We start from the raw sequence: 18,138 nt of genomic DNA on the forward strand, positions 1-18,138 counted from the left end.
ACGAAGCCGTGGGCTCGCTGAACATCGAGAACGTGAAGAAGGCCTTCGGGCCGGTCGAGGTGCTGAAGGGCATCAACCTCGAGGTGACGGACGGCGAATTCGTCGTCTTCGTCGGTCCGTCGGGCTGCGGCAAGTCGACCTTGCTCCGGGTCATTGCCGGACTGGAGGATTCGACCTCGGGCCGGGTCGTCATCGACGGCCAGGACGTGTCCGTCACGCCGCCGGCCAAGCGCGGCATCGCCATGGTGTTCCAGACCTATGCGCTCTACCCGCATCTGACGGTGAAGAACAATATGGGCCTCGGGCTGAAGCAGGCGGGCACGCCGGCGGCCGAGATCGACCGCCGCATTGGCATTGCCTCCTCGATGCTGTCGCTGGAGCCCTATCTCGAAAGGCGGCCGGCCGAACTTTCCGGCGGCCAGCGCCAACGCGTCGCCATCGGCCGCGCCGTGGTGCGCGAGCCCAAGCTTTTTCTCTTCGACGAGCCGCTGTCGAATCTTGATGCGGCGCTACGCGTCAACACGCGGCTGGAGATCGCGCAGCTGCACCGCCGGCTGAAGGCGACGATGATCTACGTCACCCACGACCAGGTCGAGGCGATGACGCTGGCCGACAAGATCGTGGTGCTGAATGCCGGCAGGATCGAGCAGATCGGCGGCCCGATGGAACTCTACAATTCGCCGGCGAATGAGTTCGTCGCCGGCTTCATCGGCTCGCCGAAGATGAACTTCGTCGATGGCGCCAGGCTTGGTGAAACCGCCAAGACCATCGGCGTGCGGCCGGAGCATCTGACCGTCGATCCGAAATCCGGCGCCTGGAAGGGCACGGTCGTTCACGCCGAGCATCTCGGAGCCGACACCAATCTTTATCTCGACTGCGAGAAGGCCGGCCTGATCACCGTGCGCATCTTCGGCGTCTACGACGCCGAACCGGGCGCCACGCTCTATGCGACGCCGGACCCGGCCAAGACCTATCGGTTTGGCGCGGATGGGAAGGTGCTGAAGTAATATCGCTGCAGAGGGCAGCGTTGGTTCCCTTCTCCCCGTTACTATACGGGGAGAAGGTGCCGGCAGGCGGATGAGGGGCGTCGCAAACTTATCGAACTTAAGTGCTCAAGCGTCAGCCTTGAACGTCTGCTTCTGCTGGCCAAGGCCCTCGATGCCGAGCTCGACCACGTCGCCGGCCTTCAGGAACACCGGCGGCTTCATGCCCAGCCCGACGCCGGGTGGCGTGCCGGTCGAGATGATGTCGCCGGGGTGTAGCGACATGAACTGGCTGAGGTAGGAAACAAGGTATGCCACGCCATAGACCATGGTCTTGGTCGAGCCGTTCTGCATCGTCTTGCCGTTGACGGTCAGCCACATCTTGATGTTCTGCGGGTCGGCGACCTCGTCCTTTGTCACCAGCCACGGGCCGATCGGACCGAAGGTGTCGCAGGACTTGCCCTTGGTCCACTGGCCCTGCCGCTCGGCCTGGAAGGCGCGTTCGGAGACATCGTGGGCGACGCAATAGCCGGCGACATAGTCGAGCGCGTCGGCTTCGCTGACATATTTCGCCGTCTTGCCGATGACCACGGCCAGTTCGACTTCCCAGTCGGTCTTCACCGAGCCGCGCGGGATCAGCACGTCGTCGTCCGGCCCGACGATGGCCGAGCTTGCCTTCATGAAGATGATCGGCTCCGGCGGCACGGTGGCGCCGGTCTCGGCGGCGTGGTCGGAATAGTTGAGGCCGATGCAGATGAACTTGCCGGTGCCAGCAACGCAGGCGCCGATGCGGGGCTTGCCGGAAACTGCCGGCAGCGACTTCGGATCGAGCTTGGCCAGCGTCGCCAGCGATGCCGGATCGAGTGCCTTGCCGCCGATGTCGGCGACGTGGCCGGTGAGATCACGGATCGTTCCATCCGCATCGAGCAGGCCGGGGCGTTCGCTCCCCGCCTCGCCATAGCGCAGCAGCTTCATGGTAGAGTCTCCTCAGTCGGTTTGGTTCAGATCGACCAGCCGCCGTCGATATTATAGGCCTGTCCGGACGTATAGGTAGCGCCGGCCAGATAGACGGCGAGATCGGCGATTTCCTCCGGCGTGCCGAGCCGGCCCATCGGCTGGCGGGCGATGAAGGCGGCGCGGGCGGCTTCGTAGTCGCCCTGCGCATGCATACGGTCCTGCAGCGACGGGCTCTCGACCGTGCCGGGGCAAATGGCATTGCAGCGAATGCCCTTGGCGACATAGTCGGCAGCGATTGCCTTGGTCAGGCCGATGACCGCGGCCTTGGTGACGCCATAGGCGAAGCGGTTCGGCACGCCCTTGCCGGCGCCGGCAACCGACGACATGTTGATGATCGATCCGTCGCCGCGCTCGAGCATGCCGGGCAGCACCGCTTTGATGGTGCGTATCATGGCGCGGACGTTGAGGTTGAAGGCGAAATCGAGATCGGCGTCCTTCATCTCGAGTATCGAGCCGGAATGGACGAAGCCGGCACAATTGAACAGCACGTCGACCTTGCCGATCTCGGCGAAGGCGGCGTTGACGGCATCGTCATTGAGCACATCGAGCTTGCGGGTCTTGATGTCGGAGGTCTTGGCGAGTTCCGCCAGCAGCGCCTCGTTGATGTCGGTGGCGTAGACGACGGCACCCGCCTTGGCGAAGGCCAGCGCGCTCGCCTTGCCGATGCCTTGCGCCGCTGCCGTAACGACAACGACCTTGCCTGCCAGATCCGCCATGCTCTTCTCCTCGTCCGCTTGGGATCGTCCGGGTCTACCGGTGGTCGGCCACGGCGTCATGGGCCAGTCGGACGCCATCATGCGGCCTGCGCGCCTGTCAGCCCACAGATAAAGATGTTTTTTCTCGTTAAAGAACATGCATCCGGGCGTCAAGTCCGAACACGATCACCATCGCGGCAATCGCCTCAGACCAACGACAAGTTCGACTTGTGGCGGAGACCACCAATTGCCGAGGTCGGCGCCGCCCCTCATCGCCCTGCCGGGCACTTCTCCCCATATAGTGACGGGGAGAAGGGGCTGACCGCAATGCCGGCGCCGATCTTGCGCCGCTGGCGATTGGCGAAATCGTCGATGGCAACGCCCCTCTCCCCGTCGCTATACGGGGAGAGAATGCCGGCAGGCAGGTGAGGGGCTGCGCCAGCGCCCCGAAAAGGCTGGTGGAGCGAAATCAAACTTGACTCGATTGCCCTGCGCTCACCATCGCGGCAGCGTCGCAACTGCTCAGTCCCCGTAAGGCACCCAGACGTTCTTGACCTCGACGGCGCGGCGCAGGAAGGCGTCGCCAGCCGCCTCGTCGGACGCCCAGTCGAGGCCGCGGCCATTGCCGCTCCAGACGCGCTTGAGGTTGCCGATGGACTCGGCCTCCGCCTTGGCGCAGGTGTCGGCATCGGCAAACACCCAAAGCCCGTCAACATCGTCATGCTTGGCCAGCACACCGGCAAGTTCGGCCGTGCGGCCGGTGACGATGTTGATGGCGCCGGCCGGAACGTCGGAATATTCGATGACCTGATAGAGGTCGGTGGCGAGCAGCGGGTACCGCTCGGACGGCACCGCGACCACGGTGTTGCCCATGGCGAGCGCCGGTGCGATGAGCGAGATCAGGCCAAGCAGCGGTGACGCGTCGGGGGCGACGACGCCGACAACGCCGACCGGTTCGTGCAGCGCCAGTGTCACGGCACGTGCCGGCGGCTGGTGAACGCGGCCCTCGAACTTGTCGGCAAGACCTGCATAGAGGAACAGCCGTTCGATCGACTGGTCCACCTCGTCACGCGCTGCCTTGGGCGTAGCGCCGGTCAACTCGGTGAGGCGGGCGGCAAACTCGCCGGCGCGGCCGGAAAGATTTTCGGCCAGATAATAAAGCACCTGGGAGCGGTTGTAGGCGGTCGCCTCCGGCCAGGCTTTGCAGGCCCGCGCCGCCGAAACGGCGTCGCGGATATCCTTGCGGCTGCCGAGACCGACCTCGCCGGCAAGCTTGCCCTTGGCGGTGGCGACAGCCAGCGAGTAATTGCCGTCCGGCCGCACTTGCTTGCCGCCGATGAACAGCTTTGCCGTGCGGTCGATCATATCGCCGTCGGATTGCTCGGCAGGTTGCGCAGAGACTGCCGCCGGCTTGATCACCGGGCCAAGTGGCAATTTGGCCGCCAGATATTCGAACATGCCTTCGCGCCCGCCTTCGCGGCCGAAACCGCTCTCGCGGTAGCCGCCGAAACCGCAGGCGGCGTCGAACATGTTGGTGCCGTTGACCCAGACAACGCCAGCCTTCAATTGCGGCGCGACATGCAAGGCGAGGTTGACGTTCTCGCTCCACACCGAGGCGGCCAGCCCATAGCGCGTGTTGTTGGCAAGCTCGATCGCTTCCTCCGTGTTGCGGAAGGTCATGGTCGCCAGCACCGGCCCGAACACTTCCTCTTGCGCTAGAATGTTAGCCGGCGAAATGCCGGTGGCGAGCGTCGGCAGGTGGTAGTAACCCGACGTTGGCAGCGCGGCGTCCGGCTGCCAGCACACGGCGCCCTGTCTGGCGCCCTCGGCAACCAGGCCCTTGACCCGGTCGAGCTGTGTGGCGTCGACCAGCGGGCCGATATCGGTGTTCTTGTCGAGCGGGCTGCCGACCCGCAGCCGGCTCATTCGTGTCTTGACCTTGGCGATGAGGGCATCGGCGATGCCTTCCTGCACCAGCAGCCGCGAGCCGGCGCAGCAGACCTGGCCCTGGTTGAACCAGATGCCGTCGACCAGGCCTTCGACGGCGCTGTCGAGATCGGCATCCTCGAAGACGATGAAGGCCGACTTGCCGCCAAGTTCAAGCGACAGTTTCTTCCCTGACCCCGCCGTGGCTTTCCTGATGATCTTGCCGACCTCGGATGAACCGGTGAAGGCGATCTTCTGGGTGCCGGGGTGGTTGACGATGGCCGCGCCGGCCTCCGGACCGCCCTGGACGATGTTGACAACGCCTTTCGGCACGCCGGCACGTTCGCAGATTTCGGCGAACAGGATGGCGGTCAGCGGCGTGAATTCGGCCGGTTTCAGAACCACGGTGCAGCCGGCGGCAAGCGCCGGCGCGATCTTCCAGGCCAGCATCAGCAGCGGAAAATTCCACGGGATGATTTGGCCGACGACGCCGACACCCTTGTCGCCGGGGAAATCCCTGTCCAGCGCCTGTGCCCAGCCGGCATGGTGGATGAAATGGCGGATGGCCAGCGGCACGTCGATGTCGCGGCTTTCGCGGATCGGCTTGCCATTGTCGATCGACTCCAGCACCGCGAACAAGCGCTGGTGGCGCTGCATGGCCCGGCCGATGGCATAGAGCACTTTCGCTCTGACATAGCCTGAAGACGCCGACCATTTCGGCAGCGCCTTGGCCGCGGCCGAAACCGCGGCGTCTATATCGGCGGCATTGGCGTCCGACACTTTGGCCAGCAGCTTGCCGGAGGAGGGCTCGCTGGTCTCGAAGGTCTTGCCGCCGGAAGCGGCTTTCCATTCGCCGCCGATGAACAGCGCCTTGCCGAAGTCGCGCGCCGCAAGCCAGGCGTCGGCCTCGTTGCGGGCTTCCGGCGCCGGGCCGTACTCCATGGCGTGATAGCGGTCGAGAATGTTCATAGGGTTCCTCCTTCACCTCCCCTCGTGGGGAGGGTCGATCGGCAAAGCCGATCGGGGTGGGGCGTTCAAGCCATCGCGTGGCGATGATTGGCCGAATAGTGCCCGGTCAGATGGTGTTCGAGCTGGCGCTCGATGTCGGTCAAAAGGCTCGAGGCGCCGAAGCGGAACAGCTCGGGCTCCAGCCATGGCCGGCCGAGTTCTTCCTTCATCAGCACCAGCCAGTCGAGCGAGGCTTTTGCCGTGGAGATGCCGCCAGCCGGCTTGAATCCGATGTGATAGCCGGTCTCCTCGAAATAGGCGCGGATGGCGCGAACCATGGCGAGGCCAACCGGTAGCGTGGCGTTCACACTTTCCTTGCCGGTCGAGGTCTTGATGAAGTCGGCGCCGGCCATCATAGCCACCATCGAGGCGAGCATGACATTGCGCAGCGTGGCGAGGTCACCGGTGCCGAGGATAACCTTCAGATGCGCATCCCCACAGGCGGCGCGCATCGAGACGATCTCGTTGTAGAGCTCCCGCCACTTGGCGCCGAACACCAACCCGCGTGGAATGACAACGTCGATCTCGTCGGCGCCGTCCTTCACCGAGGCCTCGATTTCCTGCAGGCGGGTGGAAAGTGGGGCAAGGCCGTGCGGGAAGGCGGTGGAAACGGCTGCGACGTGAATGCCGGTGCCGCGCACGGCATCGACCGCGGTCGCGACGAAGGGATGGTAGACGCAAACGGCGGCCGGGCGAATGACCTCGCCCGCAATACCGAGACCCTCGACGATATCGCGGCGGAACGGATTGATCGCCTTGGCGCACAGCCGGCGCACGCGCTCTTCGGTGTCGTTGGAATTCAGCGTCGTCAGGTCCATGCAGGCGACGGCGCGCAGCAGCCAGGCCGCCTGATTGTCGGCCTTGATAGAGCGCCGCTTGGTCAGGCTCGCGACGCGGCGTTCGAGCGCCGAGCGGTTGACGCTGCGCACCGACTCCATGAAGCTGAGGTCGAGCTTCATGCCGGGGTTGCGCGCGATGCGATGGTCCAGCGGAACGGGGGTATTGGCGGCGGCGCGCGCCGGCAGTGGCGTCACCTTCGACGCGCCGGCACCAAGCTCGGCTTCGCGGATAGTGCTGCTCATCTCCTGCCCTTTCATTCAGCGACTTGCGCCGAAGATAGCCCGTGAATTGACGCTTCACGAGTCCCTTAATGCATGCCGCCCAAAGTGCGCAGCGGTTTTGGGACAACGGCATGCATCGACAAAAAACAAAAAGCGCGTCGCGTAAGGCGACGCGCTTTTGCGCTCATAGCTTAAAAAGGCCGCGAAAGCAGCTAGTTTTTTGACCGAAAGGTCAAAACTTGATTTCTGAGTGTGTTGGTCGGCTCAGCCGACGAAGGCGCGTTCGACGACAAAACTCGCCGGATGATGCAGAGAGCCCTCCTCGAAGCCGAGGCGCTCGGCCAGCTCCTTGACGTCCTTCAGCATGTGCATCGAACCGCAGATCATGATGCGGTCGGTTTCCGGATTGAGCTTGTCGATGCCGAGATCGGTATAGAACTTGCCGGATCCGATCAGCGCGGTGATGCGGCCCATGCGCGCCGATTCTTCGCGGGTCGTCGAATTGTAGAGGGTGACACGGCCACCGGTCAGCTCGCCGATCAGCGGATCGCTTTCGAGCCCGGCGACCAGCTCCTGGCCATAGATGAGCTCGGCAGTGTCGCGGCAGGTATGGGTCAGGACGACCTGCTCGAACTTCTCATAGGTGTCGGGGTCGCGCAGCAGGCTGGCGAAGGGTGCTATGCCGGTGCCGGTCGAGATCATGAACAGGCGTTTTGCGGGCGTCAGCGCGTCGACGACCAGCGTGCCGGTCGACTTCTGGCGCATGATGACGGTGTCGCCGACCTGGATCTTCTGTAGTTCCGAGGTCAGCGGGCCGTCCGGCACCTTGATCGAGAAGAACTCCAGCTCGTCGTCCCAGGCGGGGCTCGCCACCGAATAGGCGCGGAACACCGGCTTCTCGGCATTGGGCAGGCCGATCATGACGAACTCGCCGGAACGGAAGCGCAGCGACTGCGGCCGGGTGATGCGGAACGAGAACAGCCGGTCCGTATAGTGCTTCACCGAGACGACGGTCTCGGCATAGACATTGGCCGGAATCGGAAACTGCAGCGGGCGGGCGCCGGCGGTATTGAATGCGGATGTGGTGTTCATCAAATCCAACCTTCTGGCCCAACTGCAAACGCGGGCACCAAACCTTCACCTGCGCGCCCGAACCGTTCAGGTTCCGGCGTGCTGCCTGCACACTCCGAAGCAGTAAGCTCTTGTGTCCGGAATTTATTAGTATACAAACGATATTTGCGTCAAGATACCGCCGCGAAACACCTTTCCAAACTGTGACATATCCGTAGTCCGCGCATTTCGGGTTTCGACAATGAAAGAGAATTTTTCGGTGCAGCAGCCGGATTCCCTGGGCAGCGTCGTCGCCGGTATCGATGTCGGCGGGACCTTTACCGACCTGCTTCTGATCGACGGCCGAGACGGTGGCCGGGTGCATATAGCCAAGACCCCGACCACGGTCGACAACCAGGCGTTCGGCGTCGTTTCGGCGCTCGGCGCCACCGGATTTCCGATCGACGGCATCGACCTCATCGTGCATGGCACGACCACCACCACCAATGCGGTGCTCGAACGCCGGCTGGCGAAAACCGGCATGATCACCACGCGCGGCTTTCGCGACGTGATCGAGCTTGGCCGGCGCACGCGGCCGCAGGCCTATGGCATGACCGGTAGTTTCGTGCCGATCATCCCGCGCAATCTGAGGCTCGAAGTCTCGGAGCGCGTCGAGGCGTCGGGCACGGTGCGCACGCCGCTCGACGAGGCTGAAATGAGCGACGCCGTGAAGGCGCTGATCGAGGCCGGCTGCGAATCCCTGGTCATCCACTTCCTGCATTCCTACGCCAACCCGGCGCATGAACGGCGCGCCGCCGAAATCGCCGCCGAACTCTGGCCGAACGGCTACATCACGTCGGGCCACGCGCTGCTGTCGGAGGCGCGCGAATTCGAGCGCGGCGTCACCGCTTCGGTCAACGCGTCGGTGCAGCCGATCCTCGAGCGCTATGTCGAGCGGCTGCGCAAGGAGTTGGGCTCGAAAGGCTATGCCCGCGACTTCCTGATCATGAACGGCAATGGCGGCATGATCTCGGCCCGCTTCGTCACACGTGAATCGGCCAAGACCGTCATGTCCGGTCCGGCCTCGGGTGTCATCGCCGCCGCCTATACGGGAAAACGCGCCGGCTACGAAAACCTCGTCACCTACGACATGGGCGGCACCTCGACCGACGTGGCGCTGATCCGCAACGCCGAGCCGGCTGTCTCGAACGAGATCGAGATCGAATATGCCATGCCGATCCACGTGCCGATGGTGGCGGTGCACACGGTCGGCGCCGGCGGCGGCTCGATCGCCCGCGTCGACGCCGCCGGCCTGATCCAGATCGGTCCGGAAAGCGCCGGCGCCAATCCCGGCCCGATCTGCTACGGACGCGGCGGCCTCGAGCCGACCATCACCGACGCCAACCTGGTGCTCGGCCGGCTGGCCCCGAAAAAGCTGCTGGCGGTCGAAAACCCGGTCACTGTCGAGCGCGTCACCGGTATCTTCGAGGAGAAGATCGGCAAGGCGACCGGCCTGTCCGGCGTCGAGGCGGCGGGCGCGGTGCTGCGGCTCGGCAACATGAAGATGGCCGGCGCCATCCGCATGGTTTCTGTGTCACGCGGCCACGATCCGCGCGATTTCGCACTGTTCGCCTTCGGCGGCGCCGGGCCGCTGCACGCAACCGCCCTGGCGCGCGAACTCGGCCTGCCCAAGGTGCTGGTGCCGGCGCGGCCAGGTATCACCAACGCGCTCGGCTGCGTCGTCGCCGATCTGCGCCACGACTTCGTCAACACCGTCAACCAGCCGGTGGCGGTGCTCGACGAGACCCAGCTTCACGCTGTATTGGAACGGCACCGAAACGAAGGCGAGGAGCTCATCGGCAAGGAAGCGGTGAAGCCTGAGACGATCCGCGTCACTCACTCCGCCGACATGCAGTTCGTCGGCCAGACCCACATCATCAACGTGCCATTGCCATCCTCCTCGGTGACCCGGCACGAGCTGCAAACACTGTTCGAAAAGGCCTATTTCGCCCGCTTCAAGGTCGAGCTGCCGGAAATCCGCGCCAACCTCGTCAACCTCAACACTTCGGTGACGGGTGTGCGGCCGGCGATCGACCTGTCGCGCTTGATCGACCCGGCTGGTCGCGGAAAAACGCTCGACGAGGCGCGTCGCGAGATCCGGCCGGTCTGGTACGGCGGGCGCTGGCACGACACGCCGGTTTACGCACGCGAAAAGCTGCCGCTCGACGCGGTCATCGTAGGCCCGGCGATCCTCGAACAGATGGATGCGACCACCGTGCTCGAACCCGGCGACCGGGCGCGTTCGGACGCCGACGGCAACATCATCATCGACATTGGCGAGGCCTGAGATGCCTGAAATTGATATGGCAAAGCTCGACGCCATCACCCTTTCGGTCCTCCAGGCGGCCTTGCAGCAGGTCTGCGACGAGATGGACCTGACCTTCTCCCGCGCCGCCTTCTCGCCGGTCATCGCCGAGGCCAACGACCGCTCCGACGGCATCTATTCGGCCGTTGATGGCTCGCTGATCGCGCAGGGGTCGCAGGGCCTGCCGGTGTTCGTCGGCGTCATGCAGTATTCGACCAAAACGGTGATCGAGATGATCGCCGATGGCCGCTGCCTGCCGCCGGAGCCCGGCGACATCTACATCGTCAACGATCCCTATCTCGGCGGCACCCATCTGATGGATGTGCGCTTCGCCATGCCGGTCTACCGGGACGGCAAGATTTTCTGCTGGCTGTCCAACACCGGCCACTGGCCTGACATTGGCGGCTCGGTGCCGGGCGGCTTCTCGGCTTCCGCGACCGCGGTCGAACAGGAAGGCCTGCGGCTGCCACCGGTCAAGCTGTTCAAGAAGGGCGTACTCGACCCCGAAATCTACGCCATCATTTGCTCCAACATCCGCGTTGCCGACCAGCGGATCGGCGACATCCGCGCCCAGGCTGCGGCACTGCTCATCGGCCAGGATCGGCTTAACGGAATCCTCGATCGTTACGGAGACGAAACCGTTGTCGAGGCGATCGCCGAACTGCGTCGGCGGGCCGCCGAACAGATGCGTGCCAACATATCCGCCATCCCCAATGGCACCTACCATTCCAAGGCCTTTGTCGATTCCGACGGGGTGGTCAACGAGCCGCTGACCATCGCGCTGGCCGTCCAGAAACAGGGCGACACGCTGACCTTCGATTTTGCCGGCTCGTCAAAGCCCTGCGCCGGACCGATGAACAGCGTGCTGGCGACGACCTTGTCCTCGGTCTATCTCGCCATGCGCCACATTTTCCCGGATGTGCCGATTAGCGCTGGCGCTTTCGAGCCGCTTGAGGTCAAGCGGCCGGAAGGCACCTTCCTCGACGCCAAATATCCGCGCCCGGTTTCAGGCTGCGCCGCCGAGGTCTCGCAGCGCATCGCCGAGGCGGTGTTCGCGGCGATGGTCCAGGCGCTGCCGGACAAGGTGACGGCGGCACCGGCCGGCTCCAGCGGCAATTTCGCACTCGGCGGCAACGATCCGGCGCGCGGCCGCGACTACGTCATGTACCAGATCTCCGGCGGCGGCTATGGCGGCAATTCCAGCCATGACGGCCTGACCAATGGCTGCTCGACCATCGGCATCTCCAAGTCGCCGCCGGTCGAGATCATGGAGCAGGCCTTTCCGGTGCTCTACCGCCACTACGCCTTGCGCGAAGGTTCGGGCGGCGCAGGCAAGCAGCGCGGCGGTTTCGGCCTCGCCTACGAGGTCGAAATCCTGCGCGGCGACGCCCGCGCCTCCTTCGTCATGGACCATGGCCGTTTCGGCCCGCAGGGCGCGCTCGGCGGCAGGGACGGCGCGGTCAACACGGTGACCGTCTTCCGCAATGGCGAGGAGCATGTGCCGCCACATCTGTCCAAGGAGCAGGATATCGCGCTTAAGGCCGGCGACCGCGTGCGCGTCGGCACGCCGGGCGGCGGCGGCTATGGCGATCCGCTTGAGCGCGATGCCGATCTGGTACTGCGCGATGTGGCGTTGGGATACTACACGTCAGCGGAAGCCAGCGAAAAATTCGGCGTTGTCCTGTCGGCGGGCGAGTTCGCCATTGACCGCAAGGCGACGGACGAGCAGCGCGCCGGCTAACACTGAAGGCGGCTTGGATCGCTCGCCGCGCCGTGATCGCCGCAGCACATGTCGTTTCCGTCTCCGCCGGAGTCACGAAAGCCCGTAGACTTCTCCGGTCAACGGAGATCTCGGACATGCGTCTTTTCGGTCGTTTCGTGCTTGCCGCCTCGGTCGCCCTGGTTCTCGCCACGGGGGCTGCTTCCGCCCAGGACAAGAAACTCAGGATCGGCACCGAGGGCGCCTATCCGCCCTTCAACTACGCCAATGCCGACGGCACGCTGGGCGGTTTCGACATCGAGCTCGGCAAGGCGCTGTGCGCCGAGATGAAGGCCGAGTGCGAGTTCACCGTGCAGGATTTCGACGGTTCTATACCGGCGCTGCAGGCCGGCAAGTTCGATGCGATCATCAACATCACCATCACGCCCGAGCGGGCCGAGAAGGTCGAGTTCACCCACAAATACTACCAGACGCCGCCGGCCATCGCGGTGCCGAAGGATTCGACCATATCAGGCACATCGCCCGAGGACCTGAAAGGCAAGGCGCTCGGCGTGCAGACCGCGACCATCCACCAGAAATTCGCCGAGCAGAAATACTCAGGCTCGACCGTCAAGGCCTATCCGACCGGCGATGACGCCCGCACCGACATGGCCAATGGCCGCCTCGACGCAATGATGGACGGCTCGATCATCCTGACCGAATGGCTGAAGAAACCGGACGGCGCCTGCTGCAAGCTGCTTGGCACGCTGACGGCCGTTCCGGCCATTCACGGCCCCGGCGTCGGCATCGCGCTGCAGAAGGGCGACAAGGAGCTGGCCGACAAGTTCAATGCCGCGATAGACGCGCTGCGTGCCAACGGAAAATACAAGGAAATCAACGATAAATACTTTTCCTTCGACGTTTACGGCAGCTGATCCCGGCAGCAATTCCCTTCGGCAGCGCTGTCCGGCGCTGCCGATTTCTATGAATAGTGGAGACTTTCTTGGCTGAACGGCGCTCCCCCTTCTACAGCAGCATCGTCGGATTGGGCGCGACCATGGGTCGGGTCGGTGGCGATTTCATCTCGGCCAAGACTTATTCCGGCATCGCCGACGAGCACCTGAACACGCGCAAGAATGTCGGCGTGCAGGATCTCAGCACCATGGGCAAGATGGACATCAAGGGGCCGGACGCCGAGGCGCTGGTCAATCATGTCATCGTCAACGATGCGGCGGCGATGAAGCCCGGCCAGGTCCGTTATTCCACCGTCTGCCGCGAGGATGGCGGCATCATGGACGATCTCACCGTGTTCCGTCTGGCGCCCGAACATTTCATGCTGGTGACCGGCTCGGTCAATCGCCTGAAGATGCTGCCGTGGCTGCTGCATCATGTGCAGGGGCGCAAGGCCTATGTCACCGACATCACCGCGGCCATCGCCTTCCCGACCATCCAGGGGCCGCGCTCGCGCGACCTGCTGAAGGCGTTGATCTCGGATGCCGATCTGGACGGGCTCAAGCGCTGGTCGTTCGCCTCAGGGCGCATTGGTGAGACGAAGATACTGATCTCGCGCACCGGGGTGACCGGCGAGCTAGGCTTCGAACTGTTCGTGCCGGCCGACGAGGCGGCTTCGGTCTGGAACGCGCTGATGACGGCCGGCCGTGACTTTGGCCTGAAACCCTATGGCGTGCTGGCGATGTTCACGCTCGGACTGGAAAAAGCCTATCCGGCGCATGGCATCGACATGGACGAGACCCGCACGCCGTTCCATGTCGGCCTCGACCGCTGGATCAAATTCGACAAGGGCGATTTCGTCGGCCGCGAAGCCTTGCTCAAGGTCCGCGACAAGGGCCTGGACGAGCAATGGGTCGGGCTGATCCTCGACGGCGACAGGCCGGCCGCGACCGACGCCAGGGTGCTGGCCGATGGTGAGGACGCCGGCATCGTCACCTACAGCGACCACGGCTATTCCCTCGGCAAGGTGCTGGCGACCGCGCATATGCGGCTGCCGTTCACGGCTGTCGGCACGGAACTCAGCATCGACATAGACGGAAAGCCGACCCGCGCGGTCGTCGCGCCAATCCCGTTCTTCGACCCCGAGGGGGTCAGGCTGAGGGGCTAGCGCGGCTTGTTCCGGAAATCGCTCTTGGGCCTTCCTTTCGGCTAAGGGTATGGCGGAAGGTCGACATTCATCCATCGGGTATGCCGACAGCAAGCAGGTCTCTCCGAAGGTCCTCCAGGATTTTTGGGTTACGATACGGATCGATCAAGATGGTGCTTACAGTCGCATCGGGCCTTGCCGCCAGACACTGCCTGGCTGCGTGAGCGGCGAGTTGCTCGTCGCCCATTCTCAAATGACACACCGCCAGAAACGCATAGGCCCAAAATGCATAGGCATTGAGATTCCGGTAGGAGGCTATCGCCTCAGGATACCGTCCGAGAACCAGAAGAACTTGTCCGCGTAGATCCCAGAACCAATCGTAATTCAGCGGATCACGGGCGATGCAGACGTCCAGATCGGACAAAGCTTCTTCATGCCGACCGAGATAGCTCCAGCACAAGCCCCGTATCGCCCTTGCCCGGGTTTCGTTCGGGTTGAGGATCACACCCTGCTCGAGATGCAGCAGCGCCTCCTCCAACTGTCCCATGAAGATCAGCGTGTGATCCACCGCTATATGGCTCCATGCCTCTTTCGGCCCAAGCTTTAGAGCGCGGCGAGCATGGACAAGCGCGATCTTGAGCGTGTTCCCGTCCCCCTCAAGCAGCCATTTGCTTGTGAGTACAGTCGCCATCATGGCATGGATGGTAGCGACGTTCGGGTCGAGCTCAATCGCCCTGGCAAGATAGGGCTCTGCTTCCAGAGTAGTGTCATAGCGAACCATCCGAACGCGAGCCTGAAGATACAGGTCGTAGGCGTCGAGCTGGGTGATCGGAAGGCGCCGTATCTTCTCCACACCCGAAGTTCGGATTGTGCCGACGACGGTGATAGCGACGCTTCTGGCGATCTCCTCCTGGAGCTCAAAAATATCTGTCAGCTCCCGATCGAATCGATCGGCCCAGATTTGATTGCCGGATCTGGCCTCTATGAGTTGCGATGAGATCCTGACCCTGTCGCCGGCCCGGCGAATGCTACCCCGAAGCAGGTAGTCGACGGACAACTGCTTCGCGATGGTGACGGCGTCGACAGTCCTTCCCTTGAACACAAAGGAGGAATTGCGGGCTATAAGATGAAGTTCACCGAATCGCCCCAGTTCGGTGATGATGTCCTCGGTGACCCCGTCGCTGAAATATTCCTGGCTGGCGTCGCTGCTCATATTCTCGAATGCGAGAACTGCAACGACTGGTCCGCGGCTTGATGCGCCGTCGGTTTGCGGTCTGGGCGTCTCGTCCATGCTCCTGCGCAATAGCCGAAGCTCGTCACCTGGCTCCAGGTTCAGCTCGCGCTTCAGCAACAGCTTGCACGCCTCATAATGCTTGATGGCGAGCGCGGCCTGACCCGAGGCGATATGCGCCCGCATCAGCGCGGCATGCGACGGCTCCCGCAGCGGATCAAGAGCGACCAGCCGTTCGCAAATTGCAACGCGCTCGATGCCGCTCTCCGATTCTGCCAGAAGCTCGAACACATTGATTGCCCGCAAGGACAGGTCGGCACGGACTTCGCGAAGCCAATCCTCGAAAGCGTTGTCAAACGTGCTCAACCCATCAAGAAAAGGTCCGGCATAGAGGGTGGCTGCCCGCCGAAGCTCGGCCGCATCACGGCTTGCGGATGCAGCGACGAATTCAGTCACGTCGATGGTGAAGAATTTCGGATTGAGCGCGACACGATCCCCGACCAGGGCCAAGGCATCCGCTCCCAACCCGGCAAAGTCCTTGCGGATAGCGGCCAGGGCCTGCCGCAGACTGTCCCTTGCCTGCTCCTCGCCTCGATCGCTCCATAGAAGAGCAGCCAGCTTGTGACGCGTCGCCTCCTGGTTCGGTGCTACGGCGAGAATGCCCAGAAGTGCTCTATTCTTCTTGGCAGCCACCTCCAAGGGTTTCCCCTGCGGCGACGTCAGGTGAAAACCACCCAGGAGATCGAGCCGCGCTGGGCTCATCGCGATATACTCTGAATTTCTGCTTTTTCCGCGATATTCACGAGCTTTTCACAGGCATCTCACGCCCCGCATTCGATGTTGCCTCTCGCAACTAACAACATCCGAGAGGAAACTCCAATGTCCATCGTCACCGAGGTTTTGGGAAAGGCAGGTGAAACGCTCACGAACGAACTGCCGAAATGGCGTAAGGTCCACCTTGGCCGATTTTTGTACAGCATAGCAGCGGCATATGCCTCTGCGACCTGGAAGGCCTACGGGGCGGCTACTGGCCTTGGTGCGAATAGTCCCGGGCGTCGACCTGACGACGACGTCGGCAACTACTGAACGTCTTCGTCCCAACGCCGCGACGCAGACCTCATCCAAGCCATGATCGTCGGGCCTTGTGGTTCAGAAGCATTGCTATAGGTTCGTATGGAAGACAACGTCACCCAGATCGTCGGCCCAGTCCTCACCCTCGCCGGTCCAGCCTCGCCACCAGCCGGTCACCCGCCCACTGGATGCCGCAGACCAGGATGATCAGCACGATCACCACGGCGATCATGACGCTGGTCTCGAAACGCTGATAGCCGTAGCGGATGGCGAGATCGCCGAGCCCACCGGCGCCGATGGCGCCGGCCATCGCCGAGGCGCCGATCAGTGTCACCAGCGTCACGGTGAAACCAGCGACGATGCCGGGCAGGGCTTCGGGCACCAGCACCTCGCGGATGATCGTCCAACGATTGCCGCCCATGGCGCGCGCCGCCTCGATCAGCCCACGGTCGACTTCGCGCAGCGACACTTCGGCGATACGCGCATAATAGGGCGTGGCGGCGATCGACAGCGGCACGATGGCCGCCCACGTGCCGATCGAGGTGCCGACGATAAGCCGCGTCACCGGGATCAGCGCCACCAGAAGGATGATGAAGGGCACCGAACGGAAGCCGTTGATGACGGCGCCGAGCGCGCGGTTCACCCATAGGCTTTCGGCGATGCCGCCGCGTTCGGTGGCGATCAGCGCCAGCCCCAGCGGCAGGCCGAAGACCAGCGAGATCAGGCCGGACGCGGCCGTCATCAGCACGGTCTCCCAGATCGAACGCAGCAGAAGCTCAAACAGGATTGGCGACATGGCCAAGCACCTCCACCCGCGCCTGGCGGGCCTTCAGGAATGTGATGACGGCGGCGAGATGGCTTGCATCGCTGCCAGGGACAGAAACGAACAGCGTGCCGACGGGCTGCTGCTGGATGTGGTCGATGCCGCCATGGACGAGGCGGAAGGGGCCTGGAACAGCAGTGGCGAGATCGGACAGCAATGGGCCGCGAGCCGCCTCGCCGGCCACGTCCACACGCAGGACCGTCTCAGTCCCGGCCGACGGCAGCAGCTGGGCTGCCAGTTCGGCGGGCAGCTGCGGCCGGATGGCGCCGAGCAGGCTGCGTGTGATCTCCGAACGCGGCTCGGCAAACACCGACCAGACCGGCCCTTCCTCGACGATGCGGCCGGCATCGATCACCGCCACCCGGTCGGCGATCGAGCGGATCACCTCCATCTCATGGGTGATCAGCAGGATGGTCAGCCCAAGCTGCCGGTTGATGTCTTTCAGCAGAGCGAGGATGGAGCGTGTCGTCTCCGGGTCGAGCGCCGAGGTGGCTTCGTCCGACAGCAGCAGCGCCGGCCGCGCGGCAAGCGCCCGGGCGATGCCGACGCGCTGCTTCTGGCCGCCCGATAGCGATGCCGGATAGGCCTTGGCCTTCTCCGACAGGCCGACGAGGTCAAGCAGTTCGGCGGCGCGCTGCAGCCGCTCGGCCTTCGGCCGGCCCTCTATCTTCAGCGGCAGCGCCACATTGTCCTCGACCGTCTTGGCCGACAAAAGGTTGAAGTGCTGGAAGATCATGCCGATGCGTCGCCGCAGCGGCTGCAGATCGCGCTCGCCAAGCCGGCTGATCTCGCGACCTTCGATGAACACTTCGCCGGAATCGGGCCGCTCCAGCCCGTTCAGGCAGCGGATCAGCGTCGATTTGCCGGCGCCGCTGCGGCCGATGATGCCGAGGATCTCGCCCTTGCGCACCGTCAGCGAGATGCCATCGAGTGCCGCTGTCGCGCCAAAACGGCGCTTCAGGTCGACAAGGCGCACCACGTCCTGCGGTGTTGCGCCCGGCTGGTCCGTGGTCTCGGCGGTTGCGGTAAAATGCTGGTTCATGCGCGGATCCCTAGAAATACAATTGCGGCCCGCGCGTTGCGCGGACCGCTTTCCCGGCAAAAGCAGGCA

At 63.9% G+C, this 18,138-nt stretch carries 14 protein-coding genes; 6 read left to right on the plus strand and 8 right to left on the minus strand.

Features of this window, described 5'->3' with window-relative positions:
* Nucleotides 1-8 precede the first annotated feature (8 nt).
* Complete coding sequence (locus AC1DYW_RS01965; RefSeq protein ID WP_457150532.1) at nucleotides 9-1,007, plus strand: ABC transporter ATP-binding protein; 999 nt, start codon at nucleotides 9-11, stop codon at nucleotides 1,005-1,007.
* A 105-nt stretch (nucleotides 1,008-1,112) separates the two neighbouring features.
* Here AC1DYW_RS01965 and AC1DYW_RS01970 read toward each other — a convergent pair whose 3' ends face one another.
* From AC1DYW_RS01970 to AC1DYW_RS01990, 5 genes are all read right to left on the minus strand, one after another.
* Nucleotides 1,113-1,958: a fumarylacetoacetate hydrolase family protein gene (locus AC1DYW_RS01970; protein WP_457150533.1), complete on the minus strand. Its 846-nt coding sequence runs from the start codon at nucleotides 1,956-1,958 to the stop codon at nucleotides 1,113-1,115.
* Between the two features lie 26 nt (nucleotides 1,959-1,984).
* On the minus strand, nucleotides 1,985-2,716 hold the full coding sequence (locus AC1DYW_RS01975) for an SDR family oxidoreductase (protein ID WP_477224938.1): 732 nt from the start codon (nucleotides 2,714-2,716) through the stop codon (nucleotides 1,985-1,987).
* Nucleotides 2,717-3,217: 501 nt separating this feature from the next.
* Nucleotides 3,218-5,590, minus strand: a complete 2,373-nt coding sequence (locus AC1DYW_RS01980) for an aldehyde dehydrogenase family protein (RefSeq protein ID WP_477224939.1) — start codon at nucleotides 5,588-5,590, stop codon at nucleotides 3,218-3,220.
* A gap of 65 nt (nucleotides 5,591-5,655) precedes the next feature.
* Nucleotides 5,656-6,711: a deoxyribose-phosphate aldolase gene (deoC, locus tag AC1DYW_RS01985; RefSeq protein WP_477224940.1), complete on the minus strand. Its 1,056-nt coding sequence runs from the start codon at nucleotides 6,709-6,711 to the stop codon at nucleotides 5,656-5,658.
* Between the two features lie 243 nt (nucleotides 6,712-6,954).
* Nucleotides 6,955-7,782 carry a ferredoxin--NADP reductase gene (locus AC1DYW_RS01990; protein WP_457150537.1) on the minus strand — a complete coding sequence of 276 codons (828 nt, stop codon included), beginning with the start codon at nucleotides 7,780-7,782 and terminating at the stop codon, nucleotides 6,955-6,957.
* A gap of 220 nt (nucleotides 7,783-8,002) precedes the next feature.
* On the opposite strand from AC1DYW_RS01990, the gene AC1DYW_RS01995 reads away from it, so the two are divergent.
* From AC1DYW_RS01995 to AC1DYW_RS02010, 4 genes are all read left to right on the plus strand, one after another.
* The gene (locus AC1DYW_RS01995) at nucleotides 8,003-10,087 is read left to right on the plus strand and encodes a hydantoinase/oxoprolinase family protein (protein WP_477224941.1); all 2,085 of its coding nucleotides are present in this window, start codon (nucleotides 8,003-8,005) and stop codon (nucleotides 10,085-10,087) included.
* Between the two features lie 16 nt (nucleotides 10,088-10,103).
* On the plus strand, nucleotides 10,104-11,846 hold the full coding sequence (locus AC1DYW_RS02000) for a hydantoinase B/oxoprolinase family protein (protein ID WP_477225555.1): 1,743 nt from the start codon (nucleotides 10,104-10,106) through the stop codon (nucleotides 11,844-11,846).
* Between the two features lie 116 nt (nucleotides 11,847-11,962).
* A complete protein-coding gene (locus tag AC1DYW_RS02005; RefSeq protein WP_477224942.1) occupies nucleotides 11,963-12,739 on the plus strand; it encodes an ABC transporter substrate-binding protein in 777 nt (258 codons plus the stop codon).
* 68 nt (nucleotides 12,740-12,807) lie between these two features.
* Nucleotides 12,808-13,923: an aminomethyl transferase family protein gene (locus AC1DYW_RS02010; protein WP_477224943.1), complete on the plus strand. Its 1,116-nt coding sequence runs from the start codon at nucleotides 12,808-12,810 to the stop codon at nucleotides 13,921-13,923.
* A 67-nt stretch (nucleotides 13,924-13,990) separates the two neighbouring features.
* Here AC1DYW_RS02010 and AC1DYW_RS02015 read toward each other — a convergent pair whose 3' ends face one another.
* A complete protein-coding gene (locus AC1DYW_RS02015; protein WP_477224944.1) occupies nucleotides 13,991-15,895 on the minus strand; it encodes a BTAD domain-containing putative transcriptional regulator in 1,905 nt (634 codons plus the stop codon).
* 117 nt (nucleotides 15,896-16,012) lie between these two features.
* On the opposite strand from AC1DYW_RS02015, the gene AC1DYW_RS02020 reads away from it, so the two are divergent.
* Nucleotides 16,013-16,219: a hypothetical protein gene (locus AC1DYW_RS02020; RefSeq protein ID WP_457151789.1), complete on the plus strand. Its 207-nt coding sequence runs from the start codon at nucleotides 16,013-16,015 to the stop codon at nucleotides 16,217-16,219.
* Nucleotides 16,220-16,343: 124 nt separating this feature from the next.
* Here AC1DYW_RS02020 and AC1DYW_RS02025 read toward each other — a convergent pair whose 3' ends face one another.
* Both AC1DYW_RS02025 and AC1DYW_RS02030 read right to left on the minus strand, forming a co-directional pair.
* Entirely contained in the window at nucleotides 16,344-17,000 is a 657-nt protein-coding gene (locus tag AC1DYW_RS02025; RefSeq protein ID WP_127266743.1) for a methionine ABC transporter permease, read from the minus strand.
* Nucleotides 16,981-18,069: a methionine ABC transporter ATP-binding protein gene (locus AC1DYW_RS02030; RefSeq protein ID WP_477224945.1), complete on the minus strand. Its 1,089-nt coding sequence runs from the start codon at nucleotides 18,067-18,069 to the stop codon at nucleotides 16,981-16,983. Before AC1DYW_RS02030 ends, AC1DYW_RS02025 begins: the two co-directional genes overlap by 20 nt.
* Between the last annotated feature and the right edge of the window lie 69 nt (nucleotides 18,070-18,138).

The sequence above is a fragment of the Mesorhizobium sp. P2_D5 genome, assembly GCF_056404355.1.

What these genes read in the sequence shown, in the direction of transcription:
- AC1DYW_RS01970 (WP_457150533.1), bottom strand. Translation starts at nt 1,958, where the DNA reads ATGAAGCTGCTGCGCTATGGCGAGGCGGGGAGCGAACGCCCCGGCCTG.
- AC1DYW_RS01975 (WP_477224938.1), bottom strand. Translation starts at nt 2,716, where the DNA reads ATGGCGGATCTGGCAGGCAAGGTCGTTGTCGTTACGGCAGCGGCGCAA.
- AC1DYW_RS01980 (WP_477224939.1), bottom strand. Translation starts at nt 5,590, where the DNA reads ATGAACATTCTCGACCGCTATCACGCCATGGAGTACGGCCCGGCGCCG.
- deoC (WP_477224940.1), bottom strand. Translation starts at nt 6,711, where the DNA reads ATGAGCAGCACTATCCGCGAAGCCGAGCTTGGTGCCGGCGCGTCGAAG.
- AC1DYW_RS01990 (WP_457150537.1), bottom strand. Translation starts at nt 7,782, where the DNA reads ATGAACACCACATCCGCATTCAATACCGCCGGCGCCCGCCCGCTGCAG.
- AC1DYW_RS01995 (WP_477224941.1), top strand. Translation starts at nt 8,003, where the DNA reads ATGAAAGAGAATTTTTCGGTGCAGCAGCCGGATTCCCTGGGCAGCGTC.
- AC1DYW_RS02000 (WP_477225555.1), top strand. Translation starts at nt 10,104, where the DNA reads ATGGCAAAGCTCGACGCCATCACCCTTTCGGTCCTCCAGGCGGCCTTG.
- AC1DYW_RS02005 (WP_477224942.1), top strand. Translation starts at nt 11,963, where the DNA reads ATGCGTCTTTTCGGTCGTTTCGTGCTTGCCGCCTCGGTCGCCCTGGTT.
- AC1DYW_RS02015 (WP_477224944.1), bottom strand. Translation starts at nt 15,895, where the DNA reads ATGAGCCCAGCGCGGCTCGATCTCCTGGGTGGTTTTCACCTGACGTCG.
- AC1DYW_RS02020 (WP_457151789.1), top strand. Translation starts at nt 16,013, where the DNA reads ATGTCCATCGTCACCGAGGTTTTGGGAAAGGCAGGTGAAACGCTCACG.
- AC1DYW_RS02025 (WP_127266743.1), bottom strand. Translation starts at nt 17,000, where the DNA reads ATGTCGCCAATCCTGTTTGAGCTTCTGCTGCGTTCGATCTGGGAGACC.
- AC1DYW_RS02030 (WP_477224945.1), bottom strand. Translation starts at nt 18,069, where the DNA reads ATGAACCAGCATTTTACCGCAACCGCCGAGACCACGGACCAGCCGGGC.